The sequence below is a fragment of the Microcoleus sp. CAWBG27 genome, from assembly GCF_020883145.1.
In the GTDB taxonomy this organism is placed as follows: domain Bacteria; phylum Cyanobacteriota; class Cyanobacteriia; order Cyanobacteriales; family Microcoleaceae; genus Microcoleus.
On the sequence record NZ_JAHREU010000117.1, the window covers coordinates 1 to 10,820 of the forward strand.

The 10,820-nt window shown below is 49.4% G+C and carries 12 protein-coding genes and 1 pseudogene; 5 read left to right on the forward strand and 8 right to left on the reverse strand.

The genetic code is table 11. The features are described 5' to 3' along the window. Positions 1-428 precede the first annotated feature (428 nt). From QZ938_RS31850 to QZ938_RS31880, 7 genes and pseudogenes are all read right to left on the reverse strand, one after another. The gene (locus QZ938_RS31850) at positions 429-3,470 is read right to left on the reverse strand and encodes a DUF3854 domain-containing protein (RefSeq protein WP_293356235.1); all 3,042 of its coding nucleotides are present in this window, start codon (positions 3,468-3,470) and stop codon (positions 429-431) included. A 288-nt stretch (positions 3,471-3,758) separates the two neighbouring features. After that, complete coding sequence (locus QZ938_RS31855) at positions 3,759-4,280, reverse strand: hypothetical protein (protein ID WP_293356238.1); 522 nt, start codon at positions 4,278-4,280, stop codon at positions 3,759-3,761. Between the two features lie 3 nt (positions 4,281-4,283). Beyond that, entirely contained in the window at positions 4,284-4,517 is a 234-nt protein-coding gene (locus tag QZ938_RS31860; RefSeq protein WP_293356241.1) for a hypothetical protein, read from the reverse strand. A gap of 217 nt (positions 4,518-4,734) precedes the next feature. After that, a complete protein-coding gene (locus tag QZ938_RS31865; protein WP_293356244.1) occupies positions 4,735-5,388 on the reverse strand; it encodes a Uma2 family endonuclease in 654 nt (217 codons plus the stop codon). A gap of 671 nt (positions 5,389-6,059) precedes the next feature. Next, positions 6,060-6,714: pseudogene (locus tag QZ938_RS31870) on the reverse strand (Uma2 family endonuclease). Between the two features lie 396 nt (positions 6,715-7,110). Beyond that, positions 7,111-7,653, reverse strand: coding sequence for a hypothetical protein (locus QZ938_RS31875; protein ID WP_293356247.1), 543 nt, complete (start codon positions 7,651-7,653; stop codon positions 7,111-7,113). Positions 7,654-7,984: 331 nt separating this feature from the next. Beyond that, entirely contained in the window at positions 7,985-8,293 is a 309-nt protein-coding gene (locus QZ938_RS31880; protein ID WP_293356250.1) for a hypothetical protein, read from the reverse strand. Between the two features lie 330 nt (positions 8,294-8,623). Here QZ938_RS31880 and QZ938_RS31885 point away from each other — a divergent pair, with 330 nt between their 5' ends. From QZ938_RS31885 to QZ938_RS31905, 5 genes are all read left to right on the forward strand, one after another. Next, a complete protein-coding gene (locus QZ938_RS31885; RefSeq protein WP_293356253.1) occupies positions 8,624-9,253 on the forward strand; it encodes a hypothetical protein in 630 nt (209 codons plus the stop codon). Further along, positions 9,250-9,435, forward strand: coding sequence for a hypothetical protein (locus QZ938_RS31890; protein WP_293356256.1), 186 nt, complete (start codon positions 9,250-9,252; stop codon positions 9,433-9,435). The genes QZ938_RS31885 and QZ938_RS31890 overlap by 4 nt, the downstream gene beginning before the upstream one ends. Before the next feature lie 86 nt (positions 9,436-9,521). Then, positions 9,522-9,890 (forward strand): hypothetical protein, encoded by a 369-nt coding sequence (locus tag QZ938_RS31895; protein ID WP_293356259.1) that lies wholly within the window; start codon positions 9,522-9,524, stop codon positions 9,888-9,890. Then, positions 9,853-10,245, forward strand: a complete 393-nt coding sequence (locus QZ938_RS31900; RefSeq protein ID WP_293356262.1) for a hypothetical protein — start codon at positions 9,853-9,855, stop codon at positions 10,243-10,245. Before QZ938_RS31895 ends, QZ938_RS31900 begins: the two co-directional genes overlap by 38 nt. A gap of 97 nt (positions 10,246-10,342) precedes the next feature. After that, the gene (locus QZ938_RS31905) at positions 10,343-10,654 is read left to right on the forward strand and encodes a hypothetical protein (RefSeq protein WP_293356265.1); all 312 of its coding nucleotides are present in this window, start codon (positions 10,343-10,345) and stop codon (positions 10,652-10,654) included. Between the two features lie 73 nt (positions 10,655-10,727). Here the strand turns inward: QZ938_RS31905 and QZ938_RS31910 are convergent, their stop codons facing one another. Next, positions 10,728-10,811, reverse strand: coding sequence for a transposase (locus QZ938_RS31910; RefSeq protein ID WP_293158237.1), 84 nt, complete (start codon positions 10,809-10,811; stop codon positions 10,728-10,730). Positions 10,812-10,820: the final 9 nt, after the last annotated feature.

Consider the following 10,820-nt stretch of genomic DNA (forward strand, 5'->3'; position numbering starts at 1 on the left):
TTGGATGCAACTTTCAACAGTAACATCGGGTAGATTAAGCAGTCTGTCAAGATGAAGATCCATACGGTAGAAATCAATTAGTAGTATCTCATTATACACTTTTCACCAAAAAGCCAGAAGAGCCCAGTTTTTTCGACCAAAATCGAGAACTGGAAAACCGAGGTAAATCTGCCCAAACAAGCCAAGTGTAACCAGCTCTCTTGAATTGGCAACGTAAAACTAACCCCTTGGCATAAGGCGAGTTAAAAACAGAGGCAGAATTTGGATTTAGTCGCTCGCGTGAGACTCAGCGCAACAAATCCGAAATGCGATCGCGTACCGGATGCTCTGACTCGGTAGTCAGCCATTGGGCGATCCATAGTCAGCCATTGGGCCATAGTCAGCCATTGAGCGATCCATGCGACGGAATGCTAACCATCGAATGGAGTTTATGGCTCCGACTCTGCGCCAGGCTCAGGTGAGGTTTGTGGCTTGGCAAGCAAAACCTTGAAAGCTGCATTTTCCTCATCAGTCAAGGAATTTTTAACTGCTGTCTTGAGGTCGCCTGTCGAGTCACGTTTTATAGGTGCAACAGCTTTCCTAGCCGCTGCGGGGTCATTTTCTGCGATCGCTCGGAGCACCCCCTCGACTATCTGTTCGACTAACTCTGGATTAACAGCGGGTTCAAATTTGTCCGTAGCTTCGATCGATACTTGCTTTGCCATCTGCTGTTCGGCGTCGTTCGAGTCAATTAGTGGTACTTCCTCTGGCTCTAGCGACGGGATTGGAACTTCAGAAGGTGACCTGTTATCTGAATGCTGACTTTCATGCTGGCTTGAATCCTGGCTTGAATCCTGGCTTGAATGCTGACTTTCATGCTGACTTTCATGCTGGCTTGAATCCTGGCTTGAATCCTGGCTTGAATCCTGGCTTGAATCCTGGCTTGAATGCTGACTTTCATGCTGGCTTGAATCCTGGCTTGAATCCTGGCTTGAATCCTGAATTGAATCCTGGCTTTCATGCAGACTTGAATGCTGACTTGAATGTAGACCGTCCAGAGGCTCAATGCTTTGCTCTGTATGGTTTGTGCTGACCCTGTAGACATCAGGGGGGCCAACCTTTTTCAAATCGACTTCGCTGCGGTTTGAACCGGAAGTCAGATCGTTCAAACCCGATATCGGCGGCAAGATTTCAGGTTCTATTTTTTCTAAAAGCTTTGAGTTAATGTCTGCACTGTCTGCATAAACCTTATCTGACAAAGCTTTCAGGTCTACATCCAAGTTTGCATCATGCAGGCTGGAACCTGCATTTTTGCCTTGGGCTAACAAGTCTTCCAACGTGGCAATGCTGGTATCGGCATCCGTCCGCAGTCGCAGCCCTTTGAGCGCCATACCGGCAGCAGACCGATATTTCGCCACATCTTTCCATTCGAGGACAGAGTGGCAAAGTTCTGCCAAGTCTGCTGAAAAGTTGTTTTTACCTTTGGCACTGTATCCGGCGCGGCGGCAGTAGTGGTTGTAAGAGCCGAATAGGGTGGACTTGGCTGCCTTGTAATCGTCGTCCTTCCATTCATCTTTGTCGCCCCCGATCGCAGTTTGGGCTGCTGGGTCGTGTATGAGGCAGTCGTTGACCCACGATGCCATTGGGTCGGCTCGCACTCTGTCCGCCCAGAAAGTGCCGTTGATGCCGCAGCCTTCTTGGCCCAAGATGCGCTCGATTTCGGCAACCGGGATTGACAGCAGGTACTGGGTGAACGCGCCCAACTCCGGCTCCAATTCCTTTTCGAGTTTAGTATTTCGCTTGACTGGGGTGTACCGAAATTCCTCCTGTACGATCCGGCGCTTCAACCAAGACAGACCGCTGGCGGGGAAACACGGCTGGTTTGCGGTGATTAGTGCCAGCCCCGGAAAGCGGAAATTGACGGGATCTTTGTAAAGCTTGCGACCGCTAATTTGTCCCCCACCCGTCAGCGACCTGAAGTTTGACAGGTTGCCGGTGTATTTCTCTTGGTCGTCAAAAACCGCCAGCCGCTTCGTTTGCAATTCCGCCACCTTGTCTGCTTTGGTTAAGTCCTCCAAGTTCCCGATCCACGTATTCCGTTCGCCGACAATCATGGTGGCTAGTCGGGTGTAAAGCCCTTTTCCGGTTCCTCCAAGCCCGGTCAGCATGAGGAACTTTTGCAAGCAAGACATACCGCGCAAGCTGGCGGCAATGAAGGCTAGCAGGATTTCTTTTTTGTTCTGGTTGCCGTCGGTTGCCTGGTTAATCCAGTCGTTGATTTTTGCCCATCCAGTGTTAACGGCGCTTCCCCTGTAACTTCGCGGTAGCGACCAAGTTAGCCGGAATCCGGGGGCGTGCTCGTGCCACTGGTTGTTTTCGATTTCAAGCACCCCGTCTTCAAAGGGCAGCAGTTCGTTTGAGGGTCGTTCGTTCCAGTCGAGCTCGAACAATTTTCTTTTGAGCGAACCCAGAACGTTGGCGCAGTAGGCGTTGTTGGGTTCTACTCCCCTTGTTTGACACATACTGTCGATCGCGCTCAGCACGTAGTCGTCGTTCACCGCCGCCCAAACTCCCTTGTGGCGGAGTTCGTATTTCATCCAGGATTTGTGTTCGTCGGAGTAGCAAAGCCGGTCGCGCAAATCCTCGGCGAATTCGGCTCCCAGGGATTGCGGGGGCTGTTGTTTGAGGGAGGATTTCGGGGGGTTGTTGTCGTCGCTGAGAGAGTTTTCCCAGTCCTCGAACCGCACGGAACGGGCCAGCATTTGCCGAAATTCTTCTATTCCTTTTCTCTGAATGAAATCATCCATACCTTTGGTTTCTCCCTCAGTGCCTGGTTCCCATTGTCCTGTAATGCTGCGGACGGGAACGCCAAATTTGAGCAACTGGTGGCCGAGTTTTCGCTGTTCCCAAATAACGTTGGGGTTAGTTGCTGCATCGGCGTCAAAGGCAATGATGAACCCAAAACCAGCACGAGCGTAGAGTTCTAATGTGGCGACGAGATAGCGCTTGTTCTGCAAATCGCTCTTCTTGGCAGTCAGCCCCATGCTGATGCCCATCAAGGCAATTGTCGGTAAATCGTGGCTGCATCCGGCGATCGCCTTAAATGTTCCCTCGGTGATGATGATGTAAGGATGGCCGTTGATGTGGTAACAAACAAGTTTGAGGTTTTCTACGTCCCAGTAATCCTTATCTGTTGGATGTTCCGGTAAGAATGCGTCGTATTCACCAAGGGGCGTGCGATATCTGGGTGCTTTTTTGCAACCGGAGGATTTCCAAGGTTTGTCGGGTCTGAGTTGGAATTGTGTGGTTTTGCCCATAAATAGGATGCCGCCGGATTTCGCCGCGTAACCCAAATATACTGATGCCTCATCAGCAGTTACGGTGCGACAGTTGGCGTAGCTCCAATCGTTGAGCAGTCCCCGGCTCTCGATGTGGGACTTGTGTTTGGTGGAAAGATAGGCGGTAGATTGAATTTGGTGCAGAACGTTCATAGATGCCTCTCTCGCTACTCATAGCGGTGCTAACTGGTTTTTTTACAAAAACCCGCTATATGTAGAAGAGACGGCCCTGCCCGGTAACTGCGTTAATTTACAAAGGTGTAAATTTTGCGGTAATGGCAGATATGGACTATGATGTATTTAAAGTTTTATTTTTTTTGGTTGTCCTCCGTCTCTTCTAAAGACTGCGGACTTTTTTTTGTTTGGTCTGGTCTTAAGCTGCGAGGCTGTTCGGTGGTTGCCGAGAGCCCTGTAATTCCATCAGTTGATAGATACCCAATTTTAAACCCGAACGTATGGCTTAGATTGCTCGCTGGCAAGGAATTTCTGATAAGCTTCCTTATCCCCACCAAAGGAATCCACAGAAACCTTGCTAATAATCTCGTAAGTCATTGCCTCAGCTTGCTCTGGTGTCAAAGGTTGGCGCTCGCAGTAAGCAATCTGTACGTCCCGAAACTCTGGCAGCTCTCCTTCAATCTCTGATAGGTCAGCTTCGTACCGAAACACTCTGACCACTACCCAGTCCGAGGGAGTAACCAGGTAAGCTTTCCAAGGGCTGCCCTCTTTTTTAACGTGGTAAGTGAGCCGCTCTCCGAGTTTGACTTGGCGCTTCAGCAGGGGGCGGGAATCGTGAGAAAGCTGCAACAGTCGAGTCAACTGTTTCCCGATCACCAATTCTTTGCTCTCGATCGGAACCCATTTTTCTTGCTCTTTGACCAGGTAGAGGCTAAGGGTAGGCTTGCTTGCTAGCGGATCGTAAAGTTCGAGCTCTTCTGTTGGCACCATCTGCTTGAGTGAAGTCATAGCCTATTCTTCCTTATAATCTTGGTGGTCTGCCCACATATCCCAGAAGCTAGTTTGCTTCCCTTTGAAAACGCAATCGACTCCAGAATCTGAATCGCCTTCGTCATGCTCGACTCTTTTGAGTTCCCATCCATACTTCTTTTGCATTGCTTTGCAATCTTCTTCGGATGAAGCCCAATGCCTATTTTCCTCATCCGAGCCATTATCTTCGCTTTTGCTAAACGGCCATCCAATCATTTTTGTTACTCCTTTAAATGGATGTGTTTTGAAACGCCGTCCGTTTTTTGAGCGATAGGTTGTCAGCACAAAAACCCATACTTGCGTCAAAATCGCCGACGTATAACTTTTTGCTCGACAAAGTTTTGGGGGCCGGGCTGGCAAAACCGCCAGGCTTTTCACAGCGACTCAATTCCCCAATCCCTTTCGATGATACAAGCCATCGTCCCCAGTCCTTCTAGCTCGGCTCGTTTAAAGGCAAGCCGGCCTGAAAAATCTGTTCGGCAGTCAACCTCAATTCCGGGAAAGCCAGCGACTCAACCGTGTCGCCGCCTCTAAACTGTTTTACCTGGTACTCCCCATCTACCAACTGGCAAACCGAAAGAGTGGGTTGTTTGGGAGTGCCGATGAATTTGCGGCCGCCTAAACCGAGGTAGTCCGCGATCCAGTATTCGGAAATGCCCATTTCTTCGTAGTCGGAAGCTTTGAAAAAATAATCGTCCCGCCAGTTGGTACTGACGACCTCTACAGCCAGCCGCACCGAAGACCCCATCGTGATTATGGATTCCCTATCCCAGCGCGGTTCGTTGGCGAGAGCCACTTCATCGAGGACAACTACGTCTGGTTGATAGCCCGCCTCGTTGCGGACGGGCTTAAGCAGGCAGTCGCCGGGGATGGAATAAGGTAAGGAGCGGCGGTCAATTTCGATCGATAGTTTTGAACGGATGAAACCTGTAACGCGGGAATGGCGGCCAGTTCCTAGAGGCATTTCGACAATAACTCCTTGGTGTAACTCGTAGCGGCGGACAGAGTTCTCTGGATACCAGGCTGCGAACTCGTCAAACGTGACCGTTTTGGGTATGTTTTGGGGGATTGTTTGGGCTTGGATCATGTCAATTCACTCGTGTCGCGTGATTTTGTTAGCTGCGAGGCGGGGCATTGCCGTCTCAATAGTGTCGGGCGTATAACCTAGACAAGCGCAAAGCTTTGATGGCTTTTGAGTCTAAAACCGTCGGTCGAATCGACCTCAAAAGTTTTTTGCGTAAAAGTAGTGCCCAAGATAAGATAAACCTCCCTAGGGGGTCAAAAGTTTCTGGCGTAAATTGGGTAATTTACCCAGAAATCTGAGACGTATAATTTCCAGCCAAAAACAGCTTTGAACATTTTGAACAATTTATTTGTTCGACAAAGCTATTTCAGAAATCGCGGGCGTATAACCTTCTCAGGCGTAAGGTTTTCGGTGTTTTTGAGCATTCTTTTCGCGGTAGGAGCTGTTTCAGAGAGCCCAGTCCTTCTATGGTGAAGGCCGCAGAGAGTGCGATCGCTCGCTTATTGCCAGAAAGTGTCTCAATAGTTATCAGCGCGGCCAGGTCTTTGAGACTAATCGTTCGAGCCTTGTTGCTTGGGCCCCTGCCAGTCCTTTGAACTGGTATCAGACTCGTGCCTCTATAACCCTTATCCGATAAAGCTTTCAGCGTCGGGGGGCGACTTATCCTCGATCTCAATCAAGCCAGTGCCGGTTTGTAACCCATTAGCAATGCACGTACAACCCAAGCAATTCTTCTAATTCGGCTCGCTTGGGGGCAAGCCTGCCCGGAAAATCACCTCGGCCGTCAACCTCAACTCTGGGAAAGCCAGCGACTCAACTGTGTCTGAGCCTCTAAATTGTTTGACCTGATACTCGCCGTCTACCAGTTGGCAAACTGAGAGAGTGGGTTGCTTGGGGCTGCCGATGAACTTGCGACCTCCCAAACCGAGGTAGTCTACGATCCAGTATTCGAGGATGCCCATTTCTTCGTAGTCGGCAAATTTGAGATGGTAATCGTCCCGCCAGTTCGTGCTGACGACCTCTACAGCCAGTCGTACCGAAGACCCCATCGTGATGATTGATTCTTTTTCCCAGCGCGGCTCGGAAGCAAATGCAGTTTGGTTTAAGACGATGGTATCTGGCTGGTAGCCAGCTTCGTTGCGGATGGGCTTGAGCAGGCAGTCACCGGGGATGAAGTAAGGCAATTGCAGTCGCCTGATTTCAAAATTCATTTCACCCCAGATAAAGCCTGTAACGTTGGAATGGTTGCCGGTTGCCTTTAGGCATTTCAACAATAACTCCGTGGTGTAGTTCGTAGCGGCGAATAGAGTTCTCTGGGTACCAGGCTGCGAACTCATCAAACGTGACTGTTTTGGGTATGGTTTGGGGGATTGCTTGGGTTTGGATCATGTTGCTGTTTCCTCTGACTTGTTGGTTTTGAACTGCGTGAGCCTTACTCCTCATTCGCCCCCGGTGAGCTTGCCACAGTCAGTAAGCGCTGGCAATTTCTGGAGGGACGGACAGAAACCGACTTTGCCCCCGACTACCGGGCTGCGACTCGATTTCGATTTCTTCGCGCTCAAAAATCGTACTCGTGTAGCCTTCGCCCAGGAAGCTTTTTAGGCCGTTTGAGCGTAAGAAATCGGATACGTTGCGCCAGGAGTGAGCCCGCTGCTTCAGCTACTTGTGTCTGGCTCATTCGATACGAACCATCTGGCAGCATGAACCCATCGACTGTAAGCTAGCCTATCTGAACTGGGGCACGAACGGCTTTGACTGAAAGGCTTTGACTGATTCGGTCATATTTTACTCCTCTGCCTCTTCCGGGTAATACAAGTCATCGCCTGGTAGCCTCAGCCCTTCTAGCTCAGCTCGATTTTCAGCCAAAGCCTCAAGGAACTCCTCATAAGTCAGACCAAAGAACCGCCGCTTTTCATCCGGTGTCCGCTGCTGTACTCCAAAAGCATCTCTGAACCGAGAGTCCAGCCCTTCTAGGGTGAAGGCCGCTTGAAGGGCGATCGCCCGTTTGTTGCCGGCAAGCGATTCAAGGGCTATTAGAGTTGTCAGTTCTCGCAGGCTAATAGTTTGTGCTTTTGTTGCGCCACCTCTACCTTGTCTCTGTATAGATACTGACTGAGGGTCGTACCTAAAACCAGCTTCTTGTAAAGCTTTTAGCTTATTGGGAGCCTTAGAGGGTAGCACCAAAAACCAGTCTCTTTGATAACCAAGCAATACGGAAGTGCCAACGATACCGGCCCGAAATTCTCCATCTGGCATCATGTATCCGTCAAGAGGTAGGGCGTCGCTGAGTTGGATGGTGGCGGTAACAGCCTTAATTGATTCGGTCACTGAGTTTTTTCTCCCTTGTTAGACAGCTATCTATTTCATTGGTCTTCCACCCTACTTACCGATGCTTGTGCAACCTGTTAAACATCCGGGCTGCAAGGCTTATAGCCTACGGGGAGCAAGAGAGTGTAACCTGTTAAACCAACCGTTTTCGCAGATCCAAGTTTGAAATGCCTTCAGTCTCTCCCAGTAAGCGTTTGAGGGTCTTTGAATCCAAAAAGTTTGAAACGCCGGATCGTACCTAAAACCTTTGTCAGTTAAAGCTTTCAGCTTATCTGTCGGATTTGAGGGGAGTGCCGAAGTTTGTCAGCGCTAGACACCTGCTAGACATCCGCTAGCTTCTTATTTCCCCTCCCCCGCTTGGCTTTTGGGGCTGATGGGGTTTGGTTTCTGCGGGGGGGGCTTCGGGGGTGGGGGTCGTTGGTGCGAGTTGACCTGTAACATCACCCTTCAACTCGAAATACTCATTTAGTAAGTCCTCCAATCCCTGACTATTGTCCACGCCACGCTCAAGGCAGAGAATCTTAAACCTCCTATATAAATCTTTCGGTACGTGACCCCTGAGAATTGTGTAATTTGGGTCTTCTTTTTTGGCGGGCATGGTGGGGTGAAAATAAGTAGCAACTTCACTCCATTGTTTCATAAGGGTCTATCAGTAGCTTGACTGCCATTTGCATAAGTTTTAATAAGACGCTGATTTAGTTGCTACTTAATTATATTGACTAAGTAGCAACTTATGCTATCATAAACTCAGAGACGCACTCAGAGCCAGTCCCCAGCATAAAACGGTCATCCGTACATCCCCGTGAGGTTGCCCGCGCACTGACTCAAAAGCACTTTAAACCCAACGCCTGCAAGCGCTTTTACCAATTAGCGATCGCGGGTAAAAAAACCAAAAACCAAACCCCGCCCCCCATGACTTGCAATCTATAAGGGCGGGGTCTGGCACTCACTTTCGGGAGATTTTCCCATCATGACACAATCACCGCCGGTACCTGTGGAAGCGGCTGCACCTTTCTCGATCGCACCCGCACCCGCACCCGTACTCGCATCCACACCCGCATCAGAACCGGGTACAACAACAGCCACTTTGTACCGCCAGCTTTTGACATCCGTTAACGCGATGCCGCACTTGGAACTGAGCGCTTTGATGGAAGCCTCCATCTATTCATTCCGTCAAAGCGATACCCTCACCCGCGCTATCAAAGAATGCGGGACGATCGAATTATTCGGCGATAAATGGCCCCTGACTTTCGACTTCCTACCAACATCCGCTGAAGCTTTGAGTTTGGTGCGAGCGATCGCCGACCAATTCTCGATCCGCCAACTGCATAAGAGTTGGCAACAACTTCTAACCACCAGCACCGACATCCAGAAGAAGGCGCTCATCGAAGCTATCGCCTACGCCCAGCACTACTCGTGCAAGGTATTGGAAGCATTGTCCGAGTGCGAGCTCTTAGATTTGTTCCCAACATCTGAACATTTAAATGTTTGGATGTCTGAGAGTGAAGCGCTGCGAATGATTCGCTTGCTCTCGGGTTCTCTGTTAGCCCAAAGTTCAGAGACGCTACCCAACATCGGTGATGGGAGGGACGACAGATGAAAGCGCTAAAAAGCCATCAATTTCAGTGGGTTGTCATTGTAACCCGCAAGCACAACCCGCCCCGCCAGATAACTGTGTTTGGGCGATCGGCAGCAGAAGCAATTCAAGGTGCCGTAGCTTCTGCCCGCGAGGTTTGGGGGATTTGGGATGCCAAATCGTTTAGCATCCCGGAAAGGAAATAATTTTTTTTGAGTTTATTGCGGTCGTTAGGTGGTTGACAAAAGATAACCCAACCATCTAACAACCCAAAATCAACCAAGTAACGACCATGTTTCGACCACTGTCAGCAATAATTCCCGAACAAATTGATTGGACAACCAACGGAATGCTAGCTGGGGCAATGGATATTTCTCTAACTCAACTTCGGCGGGATGCTGCCGTACTCAAAGAATTGGAACTTATTCGATTGCAGGAAGCCTCAGAACCAGAACAAACCCCTTCGAGTCCAGAAGTTTCCCTCAAACGCAGGCGAGCACGCAGGCGCAAGGGATTCGACAGGTTTGATAGCGAGATTATGTGGTTGTTCAGGCAGCTAGTCAGGGAACGCGGCAGGCTTCAAGCTATCAATTCAATTCAACAAATTGTCGAGGATTTTTATCATGAACGCGGCGGACAAGAAAGCAGTAGAGCAAGCTAAAGCAGCGCAAAACGGTAGCGCAGGGAAGCAGAAACGCACAACCCGTTCCACCGAGAATGCAGAACAGGGTTTGAACAACGTCCAAGCCAAATTGAACGATGCCCGCGAAAAAGTGCGGCAGAGTACCAAGAATTACATCTTTGGCGGCGGTATTTCCGATGCTTTGGAAGACATCGCTAACGGAGACTTCGGCGACTTGGGGAACGAAATCTTTGACGCTCTGGATGAATTCATTGGAGGTATAGACAACGGGCGGTTGGCATTGGAAACCAGGGAAACGGAGCCAAAAAAAATGCTGCCAGCATCGCTCGAATCGCTCGACTTAGAGAACTTATCTTCAAACTGCGACAACTAAAATCGAATCGAAAGCAGGTAGATAAATTGCTGTTTAATGCAATCTTCCTGCTTTCTCACAAATCAACTACCAACGCCCAGGAGGCAGAAATGATTGAATGGTTGAAATCGATTTTGCAGCATTGCGAACCGCTGCAAATGTACGGGGCGACTGCTGTATTGATGACGGGAATGTGTTAGCAGGTGGCAATCAAATGAACGGCAAACCTCAAAGATTGCTACTCCCAGCAACGCTGACAGAAGAAGATGAATTTTATGCCGAATGCAGCGCAGGAGGAATTAAAAACTTTGTAGATCGGGTAAATGGAAAACCCGTTCGCGCTTACCCCTACTGGATAGACAGGCCGAACTGCAATTGGAAAGCGCCAGTTCAAGAAGAATATCAAGATGGAGATGAATATGAAGGATGAAAGCAATTGTTTTGATGCCTGCAATTTAACAACGGCTAAACCGGCTCTTCTGGAGTCAAGGTGATAAGCAAACCTAATCAGAAAAGCAAGCTAATAGCCTTGCTCGAAAGTTATCAAAGTTCATAAAGCCATAGGCTTGTCGCTTAATCAACTTAATTCGATTGTT